The organism is Flavobacteriales bacterium (assembly GCA_016712535.1).
In the GTDB taxonomy this organism is placed as follows: Bacteria; Bacteroidota; Bacteroidia; order Flavobacteriales_F; family PHOS-HE28; genus PHOS-HE28.
On the sequence record JADJQW010000002.1, the window covers coordinates 757,195 to 773,870 of the forward strand.

The window sequence follows — 16,676 nt, forward strand, 5'->3', positions numbered from 1 at the left end:
CAAGAAGCCCCGGCCTCCCGCTGCACAGCGGCATGGCCGGGGCTTCTCTTCAATGCGTCTCGCTCGCGACTACTTCTGGATCACCAGGCGCTCGGTTTGGATCGTGCTTCCAGCGGTGATGCTCACCAGGTACATGCCGTTGGCCAGCTCCCCGTTCAGGGCGATGGCGGTGTTCACGTAGCCGTCCTGCACCCCGATGGTGCGCTGGGCCACGCGCTTGCCGAAGCTGTCGTAGATGTCCACGTTGATGCTCTCCACGCCCTCCTCAACGCTGCTCAGGCTCAAGAAGAGCTGATCGCCGTTGTTGGGGTTCGGGTACATCGCCACGCGGGCCTCGCTCGCCGTGGTGCTGCCGCCCTCTTCAGCCATGCCGAAGCTGCAGGTGGTGGTGAGCAGGCAGATGTCGCCGTAGGGGTCGCTGCTGTGGCACCAGGTGGAGCCATTGTTGAAGCTCGCGCGCACATCCACCTCGTAGGTCTTGCCGCAGGCGAGGCCGTTGGTGTTCACCCAGTACTGCCCCGTGGCGCTGGTCTTCACGATGGTGATGTTCTCCGATGGGATGCGGAAGCGGAACTGGTAGCGGTTCGCGTTCACCCAGTTGCAGTTGTTGTTCATGCGGCGCACGGGCTTGGCATGGACATACACGTTGGTGCCGATCGTACGGCTCTGTCCGCAGCTCAGGTACTGGTTGCCGGGCAGGTCCATGAGCTTGGTGCGGGGGCACTGGGCCTCCGTGCTGTTCACCACCAGGCGGCAGGCAGGGCCCCAGTTGTTGTAGGTGCCGTTCACGCGGCCGCGCACCTTCACGTTGTAGAAGCCGCCCTCCACCAATTGATTGCCGGTCCATGCGTTGAGCTGGAAGTGGGCCGCGCGGGTTGCGCTGGCCGGGAGGCCGTTGCTCGTGTTGTGGCTCTGGAAGCGCTTGAAGCTGTAGCCGCCGTTGGGCGCATACCACCACATCTGGTAGCCGCTGTTGGCGTTGTTCACGCCGTACTCATCGCTCACGTCCTGGTTGGCATTGGCCACCACGAACTCGCCGCCGCATGGGCTGATCTTCCAGTCGCGCCGGTCGCAGCTGGTGAAGATCAGGCGGTCGGTGCCCACGGGCAGGCAGAAGCCTTCGTTGGCAGCGATCTGGCTGGTGCCTCCGCTGGTGAAGCCGCCCTCGCCGAAGGTGCCGTAGAGGTTATCGATCAGGCGCACGCTGCTGTTGATCTTCAGCAGGTAGCCGCCGTTCACGATGCCGTCGCCCCCGCCATCGGTGACCACCAGGTAGAAGCAGCCATCCGGCAGGCAGGTGGCCTCAGAGCCGTTGCCGATCAAGGCGCCGCCACCGCTCTGCACCAGATTGCTGTTGCCTTGCTCGAAGATCTGCCACGTGAGGTCGTCGGTGCCATCGGCCTGGTACACGAAGTCCAGGTCGGTGGTGCAGGTCGGGATCGGCGTGCCCTCGCAATCGCAGTTCGCCGTCCAAGTGTCAGCGGTGGTGCCGTTGTCGTTGTCGTCACAAGGCGTTCCGGGCAACGCGCTTCCACCGATCACGCCGAGGCAATCCACCACGTCACCACCGAGATCGGCAGCGGGGTCCGCAACGCAGATCTCGCGCGGATTGGTCAGTCCGATGATGATGCGTGAGTAGGGATCGGTGCCGCTGGCCGGACCGTAAATGCCAGTCGCCCAGCCACCGATGGTGTAGTAGGCCACGGTGCAGTTGGGGCGTGTGAAGCCGGTCAACTCATGGGAGCCCTCCCATTGCACGATCGCATCGAAGGCATTGCTGCCCGGCGTGGCTTCATCGAGCACCCAGGTGCAGCCCACGACATGGCTGGATACCATCGTGCCCGACTCCACGCCAATGGCGCCGTACGAGGTGTTCACCGTGGGCCGCAGGCGCACACCGCAGATGTCCTGTGGACCGCTGGTGAGGCTCAGCGTGATCGGACAGTACTTCGTTGATGTGCCGACGGGATAGAAGCAGCTGGCACCATTGATCGCGCGACGGAAACCGCCCAGTCCTTCGCACACGAATCGGCTTGACGCGCTGCCGCCGACGAGCGCGGTGATCAACGGGTTCTCAAGCGTGATGCTGTAATCCCCGCAGCGCACGAAGCCATTCACCAGGATGATGGTGACGCTCACCTTCACATGCCCGCTCAGGTCCACTCCAGAAGCATTGTCGATGCGGATGTGCGTGATGGTGCCGTCGCCGCCCAGCTCCTGCGCCAACATGCCCTTGAAGCGGAAGTCCGGGCATTGCAGCAGGCCATGGCAGATCGCCTTGGAGCCGCGCCAATCCACTCCGGCACTCAGGTTCAGCGTGGCGCCCAGTGCGACGAGGATCTCACCGTATTGATCGCCCACGAAGACATCATCGAGCAGCAGCGTCCCTTGCAGCACTTCGAGCTTGCCGCCCGTGAGGTTCGTGAAAGCACCGCCCCAATGGCGGAAGGCGCAGCCGCAGTTCATGCGGTAGATGCCCGCGTTGTTCAATGCCACGCGCCATGAGTCCGCTGGATCCGATGTGCCGGTGATCAGGATCAAGCCAGCGCTCAGGTTGTTGAACACCCCGCCGCCCCAGAGCTTGCCGCCGTCGAAGTTCCACGTGCCGCGATGGTGGATCACGCCGTGGCAGAACACGCTCGCCACCGGGTTGAAGGTGGTGACCACGTTGATCGCGATATCGATGATCGCCGAGGCCTCGATGGTACCGCCGATCCACTTGAAGGTGCCGCCATCGATCACCTTCACCATGAACGGACCGAAGACCTGCGCGCCGTCCTCCAGCTCGAAGTGCTTCACATCGAAGTCCCAGTTCACCACGAGCGATGCGTTGCGGATCACCACGCGGCCGTTGCTGGCCTCGCCGCCGTTCTCGTTGTAGAAGGTGCCGCCGCAGCCGCAGAGCTTGCCCAGGCCGGCGTAGGTGATGCTGCCGTGGTTGTAGAAGCCGCCCTTGAAGCGGTACTCGCCATCCACGATGTGCACGAGGCCTCCAGCGAGGTTGTGGAAGTAGGTGGCGTAGTGCGTGAAGATGCCGCCGTTCATCTTGCGGAATTCACCGGCGTTGTACACCAGCAGGCGCCACGAGAGGTCCACATCCAGCACGCCATAGATGTACACGATGGCGCCCAGGTAATTGTGGAAGGTTCCGTCGCCTTTCAGGTCGCCGCCGTTGAAGTTCCATGTGCCGCGATGGTGGATGACCCCGTGGCAGAAGACGCTCGCCACTGGATTGAATGTCGTGACCACGTTGATCGCGAGGTCGATGATGGCCGAGGCCTCGATCGTTCCGCCGATCCACTTGAAAGTGCCGCCATCGATCACCTTCACTTCCAACGGCCCGAAGACCTGCGCGCCATCCTCTAGTTCGAAGTGCTTCACGTCGAAGGCCCAGTTCACGATCAGGCTCGCGTTGCGGATCACCACGCGGCCGTTGCTGGCCTCACCGCCGTTCTCGTTGTAGAAAGTGCCGCCACAGCCGCAGAGCTTGCCGAGGCCGGCGTAGGTGATGCTGCCGTAATTGTAGAAGCCGCCCTTGAAGCGGTACTCGCCGTCGACGATGTGCACCAAGCCGCCTACGAGGTTGTGGAAGTAGGTGGCGTAGTGCGTGAAGATCCCGCCCGCCACTTTCCGGAATTCACCGGCGTTGTACACGAGCAGCCGCCAGGAGAGGTCCACATCGAGCACCCCGTTGATGTAGACGATCGCGCCCAGGTAGTTGTGGAAGGTGCCGTCGCCCTTCAGGTCGCCGCCATTGAAGTTCCACGTGCCGCGATGGTGGATGACCCCATGGCAGAAGACGCTCGCCACTGGATTGAAAGTCGTGACCACGTTGATCGCGAGGTCGACGATGGCTGAGGCCTCGATCGTTCCACCGATCCAGACGAAAGTTCCGCCGTCAATGACCTTCAGCTCGAATGGGCCGAACACCTGTCCGCCGGTGTCGAGCTTGAAGTGCTTCACGTTGAAGGCCCAGTTCACCACCAATGCGCCATCGCGGATCACTACGCGGCCGTTCGCCGCTTCTCCACCGTTCTCATTCGTGAAGGTGCCGCCGCAGCCGCAGAGTTCGGCCAGGCCGGTGGTGACGATACTGCCGTGGTTGAAGTAGCCGCCCTTGAAGCGGTACTCGCCTGCAAGCACATTCACCACACCGCCCGTCAGGTTGTGGAAGGCGCCGCCGTAGTGCGTGAACACCAGCGCCGTGCCCTTGTTGACGACGCCCGCGTTGTAGAAGACCAGCTCCCATGAGAAGTCGATGTCGAGCACACCGTTGATCGTGAACACGCCCGTGGCCAGGTTGTGGAAGGCCCCGTCGCCGATCAGGTTGCCGCCGTTGAAGCTCCATGTGCCGCCGTTGTAGATGGCTCCGTAGCAATAGACGCTCACGGTCGTGTTGAACACGCTCACCACGCCCACGGCGAGGTTCAGGACACACGAGGCATGGATCGTTCCGCCCGTCCAGGTGAAGGTGCCACCCGTGATGATGTTCACCGGTTGCGGGCCTTGCAGCGTGCCGCCCTCGAGCCAGAAGTGCAGGATGTCCAGCGGTGCTTGCGCGATGAGCGTGCCGCCCGCGAGGATGATGCCTGCCGTGCTCGTGCTGCCGCCCACCTCATGCACGAAAACGCCGCCGGAGATGCGCAGCACCGAGGAGCCGAGGCAGACCAGCGTGCCGCCGTTATTGAAGCCGTAGGTCCAAAGCACGCCGTTCACCACGGTCACCACGCCGGTCACTTCCACATCCACCTGGCCGGTGAAGGCGAAGGCGAGCGGCACGTTCACGCTGATGGCGCCATGGCACACCAGCGAATTCTGCCAGCTATCGTAGGGGTCCCATACGCCCGTGATGGTCACCACCGCCGTGCTCAGCACGGTGACGCTTCCGTTGCCATGCAGGCTGCCGCTCACATGGTTCCATGGGCCGCCTACGATGATCGATCCGTAATTGTAGAAGACCGTCGGGGCATTGAAGGTCACCACGGTCGTTACCGAAGTGCTCACCACGCAGCCAGCAACGATGCTGCCGCCGGTGCAGGTGAGCGTGCCGCCTCCGAGCAGTTGGATGCCCCCGGTGCCGCTCACCGATCCACTGAGGATGTAGAGGTGCAGGATGCTCAGCGAAGCATTCGCGACGAGGGTGCCGCCGTTCACGATGATGTATCCGTTGGTGGCATAGCCCCCGACGTTGTTCACAAAACTGCCGCCCACCACGCGGACGATGCCACTGCCCGAGCAGATGACGCCACCACCGTTGGTGAATCCGTTCACCCAGAGCTCGCCACCTGAAACAGTGACCGTGCCCCCGCCGAGGTTCACGAAGACCGAGGTGAAGAAGGTGTAGTGCAACGCGACGTTGACCTGCACGCTGCCACCGTTGTAGAGCGCGATGCCCCACGCATTGTTGATGTCGTAGGCGCCCTGGATGCTGAGCACGCCGCCTGCGAGGTTGTTGAACTCGCCCGTGCCGTGCAGATTGCCGTTGATCACGGTCCAGGTCCCGGCATTCTGGATGATGCCTCCATGGATCAGGGTGCAGCCGCAATTCACCGTGCTGGTGCCCGTGGATTCAATGGAGATCGTGAGCCCGCTGGCCGTTGCGCCGCCGGTCCAGAAGAACTGGTGCACGATCCGCACGGTGCCGGTGCCCGTGAGCAGGCCTCCGTTCGAAAGAGTGAGCGCCCCAAGCACGTCCACATCGAAGCCGACGCCATCCATGACCGTGGCGGTTGCCGCTACCGTCAATGCGCCGCCGCTCTCCACCGTCACCTCATCCATGCTCGTCGCGGCGTTCACGTTCACGCTGTGCCCGTTGCGCACGGTGATGGTGCCGCTCACATGCGATGGAGCGGCGCCGGTGGGCACCCAGCTGCTGCCATTGTAGCGCTCCCAGATGAGCGGATCCGCCCAGTTGCCGCTGTTGATGGTGCGGTAAGCCGAACCCGCGTCCTCCACATCGAAGGGACGAGCCTGCACATGGCTCCACTTGCCATCGGCACCACGTACGCGGACACTGGCGGTGTGCGGCCCTGGAGGCAATGCATCGCTCGCAAGGGTCAGGTTGACGTCGATCGAGTCGGCAGGCGCTCCCGTGGCGAATGCGATACCGGCGCCCTGTCCGGGATCGGTATCGAAGAAATATTCGCCGATCACCAGCTGCCCAGAGCCGGGAGTTGCCGGCTGGATGAATACCGGCCGCGCTTGAGCATGGCCCCATTTGCCGGCGGCATCCCGGAACCGCGTACAGAACTGGTGGAAGCCAAGGCTGAGAGCCGAGATGTCCACACTGGCGATAGCGTAGGTCACGCTGTCGGCAGCAGTCACGGTGAAGCCCGTGGCGTTCCCCACACCGGGATCGGAATCGAAGAAGTACTCCCCCGCTACTAGAGCGGGGCTGGCCGGGTTCGAGAAGATCGCGGGGTACACATAGAACGATCTGGCGAACGCATGGCTCCAACGGCCATCGGCATTCTTGTGGCGCACATTGGCTATGTGGAAGCCCGGGGAGAGCGCACTCACATCAAGCACGAAGGTGGTGGTGGTGCTGTCGCCAGAGGTCACCGCGAAGGCGGTGCCGTTGCCCACGCCCGGGTCGGTGTCCAGGAAGTACTCCGCGGCTGTGACCGGCCCGGTGGGCGGCTCAACGAACCCTGCCGGGAAGATGTACAAGCTGCGCGCGATGGCGTGGCTCCAGCGACCGTCCGCGTCCTTATGCCGGACACCCACCAAGTGGAAACCGGCAGGCAGCGCGCTCACATCCACAGCGAACGTGGTGGTCGTGCTATCGCCGGGCGTTACAGCGAAGGTGTTCCCGTTCCCTACACCAGGGTCCGTATCGATGAAGTACTCGGCGGAAGTGATCGGGCCAGTGGCTGGCGGATCGAAAGCCGCATCGAAGATGAACACGCTGCGCGAGAGCATGTGGCTCCATCGCCCGTCCGCGTTCCTGTGGCGCACACCCACCACATGAAAGCCGGGCATCAGTGCGCTGGCATCGATGAGGAAGGTCGTGCTCGTGCTGTCGCCGGGAGTCAGCGCGAAGGCGGTGCCGTTGCCTACGCCCGGGTCGGCATCAATGAAGTACTCCGCTGCCGTGATCCCCGGCGTTGGCGGATCGGTGAAGTCGACGGTGTAGGCATAGAACGGCTTGGCCAGGGAATGGCTCCAGTGTCCAAGTGCATCCCGATGGCGAACCCCGATCAGGTGCATGCCGGTCGGCAGCGCGCCCAGCGGTGCGCTGAAGACCGTGGTTGTGCTATCGCCGGGGGAAACAGCGAAGGCGAAACCGTTGCCGACGCCGGGGTCAGCATCGATGAAATACTCCGCACCCACGATGGCCTGGCCCAGCGCCATCAAAGGGCACAGGAACAGGCCGAGCAGGGACTTGCGTGCCGCGTTCATCGGTTCCAAGGGTTGGGATCGGAACGGATGAGCGCTAGTTGACCTTCTTGGCCTTGACGGTTCCGTCGACGGTGCCTCCTTGCGGCACCTGGGTGAACTGCAGATTGAACTCCTTCACGAACGGGATGCGCGCGAGTCCATTCTGGTTGGGCCATGGCGCAGGGCCGCCGAAGATGCCGATGTCCGTGTTGTCCGTGCCCGCGTTGTTCCCGGCGGAAGCCGGTAAAAGGTCATAGTTGTAGGCATAGTTCACGGTGATGTTCGGAGCGTTGGTGAACTGTGGATCCGCGCCCACCTGGTTTCCCGAGCCGCCATTGCTTCCGTAGGGAATGACGTTGTCGGCTGTCTGGTAAGTGATGTTGTTATTGAAGGTGCACCCGGTCACAGAGGGCTGCACCGGGGTGCTCTGCCAGAAGATGTTGTTCGAGATGAGCGCTCCGGAGATCGTATGCAACGCATGCCAGTAATACCCGATGAACAGGTTGTTCGTGATCACCACCGAGGTCGAATTCGAGCTCTGCAGGTAACCGCCGCTATGGATGATGTTGTTCGCGACCAGTGCGCTGGCCGGATTGTTCATCGAATAGTAGTAAATGTAGTTGTGGCGGAACACCAGGTTGCTGAGGCTGGTCACCTGCGTGCTGATGTAGTAGATGTTGCAGCGCTCGACCGTGCAATTGCTGCTGTAGAGGTAGAGGTTGCTGGAAATGCTGAGCCCGATGAGCCGACTGCCTCCGGAATTGGGGTACAGGTACAGTGTTGGAATCGTGGTTGGCTGCGCAGGCGCGGGAGGTGCATAGCCGGAGCCGATCACCGTGAGTTGCTTGTCGATGGTGACCGCCGGATAAGCATTGCCAGTGCCCAGCACATAGAGCGTGTCCCCGGTCACCGCAGCATTGATGGCTGTCTGCAGGTCGTTGTACTGGGCGGGCTGGCTGGCCGCATTGCTCACGGTGCGCACAGTGGCCTGAGCGCTAACGGCAACGAAGAGGGCGGACGCGAGGAGGATCGAGTGTTTCATGGCTGCGGTGTTGTGAGACTGGCGGTTCGTTTTTCGGCGCGGGAAGGTGATGGGATGCGGCGTTCCAAGTCAAGGTCGAGCGTCAGTTTCGATGGCTCGAGGTTTCTGAAGCCCTGCAATGGCGGCCTGTCGAAAGTGATTCGCTTCAACTTGGATTCGCACACCGCAAAAGGAGGCCTTGTGCAGTGGCCAAGCCATACGGGGAGCACCTGCATTCGGTACGGTAATCACCGTAGAGGCCTTCTGCGGGCCGCCTTTGCTGGTCATTCCTACTGATTGTCCTCGGTTTCCGGTTGGCTCGAGGATCAGGTGCCGAGGCAGTTCGCGGCGGCGCGCTTGCACGATGGAACCGCAGGAAAAGAGGAAGGCCCCGCTTGCGCGAGGCCCTCCAGCAACTGAGCGGGTGTTTGCGATGTACCGGGCTCAGTAGGGCGTGTTCTGCGGGTCCCAGTTGGCCCAGCCAGCGGTCCAATCCTCGCTGCCGAAGGCGCCGCGGTAGGTGGTAGGGGTGAAGAAGCTGTCGGTGATCGGGCTCCAGCTGAAGTTGGCGCCTGTCAAGAGCGGGCTGCCGGCGTCGGGGCGGAAATTGGGGCTGCTCAGATTGAATGGGTCGTTCACCATCAGGTCCGAGTTGTTGGTGAGCACGGAGTTGCCCCAGCCGGCCGTATTGAACCAAGCGGTGGCCGCAGCGGCGTCCCACGTCTGGCCAGAGGGCGCATCGATGGCGGTGCCCATCCCTGCGAGCACGTTGCCGCGGAACATCAGGTCGCCGTTGGTGGCATTGGCCTGCGTGCTGTTGCCATCGATGTACAGGCCAGTTGGGTATCCTGCGAAGACGCTGTTGAACACGCGGGTCTGCGTGTTGCGACGCAGGTGCAGTGCCCGCTTGTAGAGGCTGTTCGGTGCTGGGCTTACCTGCGGGCCGAAGATGCTGACGTTGCTCCAGGTTCCCTGGCTGTAAGGCGATGCGGCGTTTCCTGCGGCATCGTTGTCGCACTCGAACCCGTTGCTGCTGCTCTGATCGGCTATGGCGGGGTCGCGCAGGCTAACGGCCCACTGCACCTTGCCCTGCCAGCCGAAGTCCTGGTCGAAGTCATCGTCCCAGCCGCGGAATGCGATGAGGTGCTTGGCGTTCACATTGCCGCCGAACCACTCGTAGCTGTCGTCCCCGCTATAGCTCACCTGCACATGGTCGATGGTGGTGCCGCTTCCCACGGCTCCCAAGGTGAGCCCGTTGATCTCCTGGTTGGGCTGGAAGGCGATGCCGCAGAACTCGATGCGCACGTAGCGGAGGATGCCGCTGTTGTCATTCGCGTCGGAGCCGCCGAACGAAGCATCGGGTCCGCCCTCGATCACGGGGTCGCTCGGCTGATTGTGCGGAGCTCGGCCGCAGAGCACGATGCCGCCCCAGTCACCGTAGGTGCGTGTTCCCACGGGCTGGTTGCTGGTGAACACGATGGGGTTGCTCGCGGTGCCGTCTGCATTGAGCTTGCCGCCGCGGCGGACGATCAAGGTGCCCTTGCTGTCCTTGTCGCCCTTCACGATCGTGCCGGGCTGCACGGTGAGCGTGGCGCCGCTGTTCACGTACAGGAAGCCCTTCATCAGCCACTTCTTGTCAGAGCTGAAGGTGAAGTCAACGTCCGTCTCGCCTTCCACCTGGTTCACGCCGCCACCGAGGTCGGTCACGGTGAATTGGCGCAGCGTTGCGTATTCGCAGCAGCAGTCCTTGTCCGCATCGGCGTCGTAGTTCAGGGCGGAGGGGTCGGTGCAGCCTTCCTTCTTCTTGCATGCCGGCAAGGCAACGGCCACGGTGCCCAGCATCAGCAGGCTCAGCGTGTGGTTCATCCAGAGTTTCATGTTCGTCGGTTTGCGTTTCGTTTTCGCGCTGCGAAGTGAGGCCCTCGGCGTTAGGCAACGGTCACCAGAGCGTTATGCGATTGCGAAAACGCATTATCGTTTCGTTAAGCGAAGGCTGGTCCTGGATCAGAAGCGCGCGCCGATGCCAACGGTGAAGCTGGCGCCTCGGCGGAAGCTCATGATCTGCTCGTCCTGCTGGCCGATGCGGCCATCGTCGTTGCTGTCCTGGAGCAGGAGGACGCGCTGGTTCAGGATGTCCTGGGCGGCCAGCTTCAGCTCGAAGCGCTTGCCGAGGCCCTTGGTCACGGCAAGGTCGATCACGTTGCGCGGCATCTCGTAGATGTCAGGCGTGCCGTAGGTGCCCACGGCGAAGAGGCGCGGGCCGATCACGTTGTACAGGATGCTGCCCTGGATGCGGCGCTCGCGGTCCTGGTAATAGAGGCCGGCGTTCACGATGTACGGGCTCTGTCCCATGAGGGGGCGCTCCTGTTTCTGCCCGGCGGCCTCGCTGCCGAGGTCCACTTCCGTGACGATGTATGCGGCATTCACCATGACGCCGATCCGGCTCATCACGCCTTCGGTGAACAAGGAGCTCAGCGAACGGCGCCCTTCGAGCTCCACGCCCACGCTGGTGGCGCTGCGCGCATTGCCGAAGGTGAAGTTGCGCGTGCCGCCGCTGCCCGCACCAGGCAGGAAGAACATCTCGATGGGATTGGTGAACTGCTTGTAGAAGGCCCCCACGCTGATGATCTCGGAGGTGCTGGGGTAGAATTCGTAACGGATGTCGGCGTTGCGCACGGTGGCCACTTGCAGGCTGTCGTTCCCGCGCAGCACGTTGTTGAAGCTGAAGTCATAGAAGGCGAAGGGCGCCAGCTCGCGGAACTCGGGCCGGTTCACGGTCTCGGCATAGCCTAGGCGGATCTGCGCGCGCTCCGTGATGCTGCGCGAGGCATTGATCGATGGCAGGATGCTGAGCACCGGGTTGTTCACCAGCACGCGCCGTCCGCCGAAGGTGCGGCTCTGCAATTCCTGCGTGTTGTGCTCGGCGCGCACGCCAGCGGTGATGGTGGTGTTCGTGGCAATGCTCAAGGTGCCGCTGGCATAGGCCGCGATGAGCCTGTTCGAGGCGGTGTAGCGGTCGCTCGGGTTGGTGCCCTCCTCCAACCGGAAGCCGGTGGTGGGGTTGATGTTCCCCTCCGCGAACACCTGGTCGAGCGGGGCATAGGCGAGGCTCTGGTCGTAGGTGATCAGGTTGGCGGCCCGGAAGCTCATCCAGCGCGCCTCGAATGAGCGGTCCTTCAGTTCGGCGTAGGCGCCCGCGCGCAGTTTCACGCTGATCTTCTCGCCGCTCAGCTTGTGCTCGTAGTCGAGGCGGCCGGTCTTCACCTGCTCATCCATGTCGGAGTAGAAGCGGCCTGCATCGAGGGTGGTGGCGCCCGGCGGGATGATGGTCTGGAACGGAGCGTTCGAGTCGGTGGTGTTGATGTCGCGCACGGTGCGGATGCGGCGGAAGTCGGGCTCCTTGCTCCAGGCGAGGCCATAGCCGGCGGTCCATTCCAGTTTGCTCACATCGCTCTTGAGCTCATGGCTGCCATGCAGCTGGCCGCTGTAGATGGTGCGCTGCTGGTAGCGGAAGGCGTAGTTCTTCACCTCGAATTGCTCCTCGAAGTTGCGGCCCGTGCGCAGCGTGGCCTGATCGGTGCCCTGCTGGGTGAAGAGGTTGCGGAACTCGACCTTGCTGCGATTGCCCAGCAGCACGCTGAAGTTGCTCAGCACGCTCACGCGCACCTGGCGGATGTTCTCGTTGTCGCTGTAGTTGTAGATGCTGTCGCTTCGCCCGGCAACAGGATCGAACACGTTGTAGTTGTAGTTCTTGGCGGTGTAGCTCAAGCGGGTGTCGCTGTAGCTGAGGCTGGTGACGTTACCGCCGCGCACGCGCCCATCGCCCTTGCCGATGCGGCGCGCGAGCAGCAGGCTGAAGCGCTGGTCGGGGCTTGCCGTGCTGCGCTCAGCGCTCCAGTTGTTGGCCAGCGCGCGGCCAGCGGTCTGCAAGCCCTGAGCGCCCACGCCGCGCAGGTCGCTGGGGAAGGCATTCGGGAGTTGGCGCAGGCCGTCGTCGAAACCGAGCGCATCGGTGCTGCTGCGCTGGCTGTTGTAGAAGTCGTTGAAGGTGGTCCCGTTACGGTAGGACATGCCGTAGTCCACGCGCGTGAGGTTCGAGTCGGGCACGTTCACGGTGTAGAGCTTGATCACGCCGCCGGCGAATTCGCCGGGCAGCTCGGGCGCGCCGCTCTTGTAGATCATCACGCGGTCGAGCGCGCCGCTGGGCAGCACATCGAAGCTGAAGGCGCGCTTATCGGGTTCGAGGCTCGGCGCGATCACGTCATTCAGCATCACCGTGTTGTAGCGGTCCGCAAGCCCCCGGATCATCACGAAGCGGTCGCCCACCATGGTGACGCCAGGTATGCGCTTCACCACATCGCCCGCGGTGCGGTCCTGGCTCTTGCTGATCTGTTCGCGGCCCACGCCGTTCACCACCTGCTCACTCTTGCGGGTCTCCATCACCACGGCGCCTTCGGTCTCGGTGCGCTTCGTGGTCACGACTTCCACTTCACCGATGGCGATGGACTGCCCTTTCAGTTCCAAATCGGCCCGGGTCGTGGCGCCGGCCGCAACGGATATCGCTCGCTCCATCGGCTCGAATCCCACGAAGCTCACCTGCAAGGCGTAGGTGCCGGGATCCGCCTGGAAGCTGTATTTGCCGTCGAGGTCGGTGGTGGCGCCAGTGCTTGTGCCCTTGAGGAGCACGTTCACGAAGGGCATGGGCTGCAGCTTGCCGCCTTCCACCGTGGTGATGGTGCCGGAAACGGTGCCCTTCTGCCCAAGCAGGCTGAAGGAAAGTGATGCGGCAAGCAGGAGAAGCAGGGTTCGGTACATCGCATAAGAGAACAGTGTGAATCACCATTCGCGGCGCAAAAGTCCCGGCGGCCTGTTAGGAGGCCCTTGTTTGACCGTTAAGGATCCGTTAGCCCTTGTTCGCCTTGCTTAACCTGCCGTTTACACGTTCTTCAAGGAACCACCACTTGGGCGAGTCTTTCCGGCCGCGCGCGCGCTGCCACATCACCAAGAGGCGCTCCTGAAGAAGGTCAGTGGCTTCGTCAATGCTATCAGCTACGAAGACGAACTCGAGCTCTTTACGGCCGATGGTGCCCGCCTCCACCATTCTCTCGATCTGCTGGAGCAAAGGGGACCAATAGTCCTTCCCATAGAGCAGGATCGGGAAGTCCTTCACCTTCCCGGTCTGGATCAGAGTGATGGTCTCGAAGAGCTCATCCACGGTTCCTGCTCCGCCGGGCATCACCACGAAGCAGATGCTGTACTTCACCAGCAGCACCTTGCGCACGAAGAAACGGTGGAACGTGAGGCTCACATCGAGGTAGGGGTTGGGCTGCTGTTCATGGGGCAGCACGATGTTGCAGCCCACGCTGCGAGCGCCCGCATCGCGAGCTCCACGGTTCGCCGCTTCCATGATGCCGGGCCCGCCCCCCGTCATGATGGTGAAGCCCACGCGGCCCACGCGCTTCGCGAGCTCGCGTGCGGCCCCGTAGTAGGGATGGTCCTCATCGAATCGCGCGCTTCCGAAGAAGGTGACGCAGGGGCCCACGAAGTGCAGGTGCCTGAAGCCGTAGATGAACTCACGCGCGATACGGACCACGCTCACGAATTCCTTCCACCTCGAGCGCGGGCCTTCCAAAAATCGGAGATCGATCTGTTGGTCCTTCCGGGGCAATGCCATGGCGGCGAAGCTAGCCGGGGAACAAGCAGGCCTCTTCCGTTGTTACAGGTGGCATGCGCCTCAGAACACCATCCGCGATCCTGATGCTCAGCGCCGGCCTTGCTTCGATGGCGCAGCCCCAACCTGAGAACGTCTCATTCGAGGCATGGGACAATGCTGGGCAAGCCACGCAGGAACCCCAGCAATGGAGCTCGCTCAAGACCAGCGATGGCGGAGCCTTCATCAATAGCCTGGTACCGCAGCTCTGCTGGCGCAGCACCGATGCCCATACGGGCCAGTATTCCGTGAACCTCCGCACCGTAGGGTCCGTCGTCGGACCGGCGAATGGCCTGCTCACCAACGGCCGCGTGCATGCCGAGCTCGACGTGGCCAACAGCTACATGTACACTGTGCAGGACCAGGAGCAATGGCGCACCAGCATGACCAGCAGGCCCGATAGCCTGATCGGCTGGTTCAAGGCCGCACCTGCATCAGGCGACCGCCCGAATGTGGGGGCCTTGCTGCACATCGATGAGGGCCGGTTACCCGCATTCGGAACAGAGGACAACTACGTGGCGGGCGCCTCATGGAAAGGGCCCTATTCGCCGGTGACGCAATGGACGCGATTCTCCACGCCCTTCGTTTACCTGAACGACTGGCAGCCGGAATGGCTCCTCTTCATCCTCACCGCCGGCGATAGCGCAGGCAGCGTGGAGGGCACGCAAGCCTGGTACGATGATCTGGCGCTCATCTACAACGTGCAGTGCCAGCCCGATGCGCAGAGCGTCGCCCCGGGGCAATCACTGACCATCGGGTACGCCACCGGTGGCATACCGCTGGCCCCGGTCACTTTCACGGCCGAGCTCTCTGATGCGAACGGCTCCTTCGCCTCACCGATGGTGATCGGCTCGGTGGTTTCCGCCGATGCCGATGGGTCCATCTCCTGCACCATGCCGCTGGGAATCGATGCAGGAAGCGGTTACCGTGTGCGCGTGACCGGCAGTTCGCCGTTTTACGCACCGTTGCATTGCATGCTCGAGGTGACGACGGCCACGGGTGTTGCGGAGCCCACCCCATACGATAGGCCCATAGAGGTCATTGGCGACCAGATCTGGGTCGAGCTGCGTTCATCCGGGCAATACTCCTGTTTCAATTCCCAAGGTGCGCTTCTGGCCACAGGCGCTGTTGGCGCTGGGCGCGAGCCGATTCCCGCGCCGGATCATCGCGGAATGATGCTCGTGCAGGTTTTGACGGAGGGCCGATCGTTCGTCCAGAGAATCGTGATGCCGTGAGGGTATCGGGGTAGCCGTCATCTTTGCGGTTCACACCCCACCATGAAACACATCGCTGCTCTCCTCGTCTCGGCTACCGTCTCATCGCTCACCTTCGCTCAACCGCAGATCCTGAACGCCGGGTTCGAGACCTGGGGTGGCCTTGGCACCGGTACGGAGGAGCCCGATGAGTGGAGCTCCATCAAGACCAGCGATGGCGGGACCGTCGTCAACAACTTCGCTCCGCAAGTGTGCTGGCGGAGCGATGATGGGCATACCGGGTCGTACTCGGTGAACGTCCGCACCGTCACATCCTTGATCGGCGCGGCGAATGGCATCTTGACCTGCGGCCGTGTACATGCAGAGCTCGATCCGGCCAACGGGCGGGTCTTCACGGAAGCGACCGATCCGCAGTGGAGCCAGCCGCTCACCAGCCGCCCCGACAGCCTCGTGGGCTGGTACAAGACCACCGTGATGCCGGGCGATCATCCCACCGTGGATGCCATCGTGCACACAGGTGCAGCCAGCATTCCGGATAACGGCACGATCGGCAATTGGGTGGGCGCGGCCAGTTGGGATGGCCCGAGCGTGACCGTTGGCGGTTGGACGCGCTTCTCCGTGCCCTTCAACTACTTCTCGGCCGGGGCCCCCGAGTACCTGCTGATGGTGATGACCAGCGGTGATAGCCTCATCAGCCAGATCGGCACGCAGAGCTGGTACGACGATATCGCGCTCATCTACAACGTGGCGTGCACGCCTTCAACCGGCGTGGTGGTGGTCAGTGAGCTTGTTGCCGGCGACTTCGATGTGACGTACAGCACTGGCGGCATTCCTGAGGGGCCCACGACATTCACCGTGGAGCTTTCGGATGCGAGCGGGGACTTCTCATCGCCCGTCACCATCGGTTCGGTAGTGAGTGCCTTGGCAACAGGAGTCATCCCGTGCAGCATCCCGGCAGGAACGCTGGCCGGTGCGGGTTACGCCATTCGCATCGTTACCGATTCACCGTTCTATGCTCCGGTGGGTTGCGCCGTCCAGGTTGAACTCGAGACCGGTATCTCAGCCGGATCGCGGCCTGAATCGTCGATCCGCTGGACGGCGAATGGCTTGCTGATCGACTCGAAGGACGCGGGCCGATACGAGTGCTTCGATGCACAGGGCCGCGCTGTTTCCAATGGGTCACTGCTGCAAGGCGTGAATACCGTCGCGCTCGACACGCGAGGAATGATCCTCGTGCGGGTCATGAGCAGTGCAGGCTCATGGATGGAGCGCATGATCGTGCATTAGGGAGCTTGTGTCCTCATCGTATATCGCGAACAGGCATCGCGATGCCCGTATGGGAGGCCACGCG

The 16,676-nt window shown here is 62.9% G+C and carries 7 protein-coding genes; 2 read left to right on the forward strand and 5 right to left on the reverse strand.

The features are described 5' to 3' along the window. Positions 1–69 precede the first annotated feature (69 nt). From IPK70_03010 to IPK70_03030, 5 genes are all read right to left on the reverse strand, one after another. Positions 70–7,401, reverse strand: a complete 7,332-nt coding sequence (locus tag IPK70_03010) for a T9SS type A sorting domain-containing protein (protein ID MBK8226130.1) — start codon at positions 7,399–7,401, stop codon at positions 70–72. A gap of 34 nt (positions 7,402–7,435) precedes the next feature. Continuing rightward, positions 7,436–8,422 (reverse strand): hypothetical protein, encoded by a 987-nt coding sequence (locus IPK70_03015; GenBank protein ID MBK8226131.1) that lies wholly within the window; start codon positions 8,420–8,422, stop codon positions 7,436–7,438. Between the two features lie 423 nt (positions 8,423–8,845). Beyond that, positions 8,846–10,267 carry a T9SS C-terminal target domain-containing protein gene (locus tag IPK70_03020; GenBank protein ID MBK8226132.1) on the reverse strand — a complete coding sequence of 474 codons (1,422 nt, stop codon included), beginning with the start codon at positions 10,265–10,267 and terminating at the stop codon, positions 8,846–8,848. 138 nt (positions 10,268–10,405) lie between these two features. After that, the gene (locus tag IPK70_03025) at positions 10,406–13,216 is read right to left on the reverse strand and encodes a carboxypeptidase-like regulatory domain-containing protein (GenBank protein MBK8226133.1); all 2,811 of its coding nucleotides are present in this window, start codon (positions 13,214–13,216) and stop codon (positions 10,406–10,408) included. Positions 13,217–13,304: 88 nt separating this feature from the next. Beyond that, the gene (locus IPK70_03030) at positions 13,305–14,075 is read right to left on the reverse strand and encodes a TIGR00730 family Rossman fold protein (protein ID MBK8226134.1); all 771 of its coding nucleotides are present in this window, start codon (positions 14,073–14,075) and stop codon (positions 13,305–13,307) included. Between the two features lie 53 nt (positions 14,076–14,128). On the opposite strand from IPK70_03030, the gene IPK70_03035 reads away from it, so the two are divergent. After that, the gene (locus tag IPK70_03035) at positions 14,129–15,346 is read left to right on the forward strand and encodes a hypothetical protein (GenBank protein MBK8226135.1); all 1,218 of its coding nucleotides are present in this window, start codon (positions 14,129–14,131) and stop codon (positions 15,344–15,346) included. 42 nt (positions 15,347–15,388) lie between these two features. After that, positions 15,389–16,612 carry a hypothetical protein gene (locus IPK70_03040; GenBank protein ID MBK8226136.1) on the forward strand — a complete coding sequence of 408 codons (1,224 nt, stop codon included), beginning with the start codon at positions 15,389–15,391 and terminating at the stop codon, positions 16,610–16,612. Positions 16,613–16,676 lie beyond the last annotated feature (64 nt).

Bases quoted from the DNA above. Each gene is read 5' to 3' on its own strand.
- IPK70_03010 (MBK8226130.1), bottom strand. From the start codon at position 7,401: ATGAACGCGGCACGCAAGTCCCTGCTCGGCCTGTTCCTGTGCCCTTTG.
- IPK70_03015 (MBK8226131.1), bottom strand. From the start codon at position 8,422: ATGAAACACTCGATCCTCCTCGCGTCCGCCCTCTTCGTTGCCGTTAGC.
- IPK70_03020 (MBK8226132.1), bottom strand. From the start codon at position 10,267: ATGAACCACACGCTGAGCCTGCTGATGCTGGGCACCGTGGCCGTTGCC.
- IPK70_03025 (MBK8226133.1), bottom strand. From the start codon at position 13,216: ATGTACCGAACCCTGCTTCTCCTGCTTGCCGCATCACTTTCCTTCAGC.
- IPK70_03030 (MBK8226134.1), bottom strand. From the start codon at position 14,075: ATGGCATTGCCCCGGAAGGACCAACAGATCGATCTCCGATTTTTGGAA.
- IPK70_03035 (MBK8226135.1), top strand. From the start codon at position 14,129: ATGCGCCTCAGAACACCATCCGCGATCCTGATGCTCAGCGCCGGCCTT.
- IPK70_03040 (MBK8226136.1), top strand. From the start codon at position 15,389: ATGAAACACATCGCTGCTCTCCTCGTCTCGGCTACCGTCTCATCGCTC.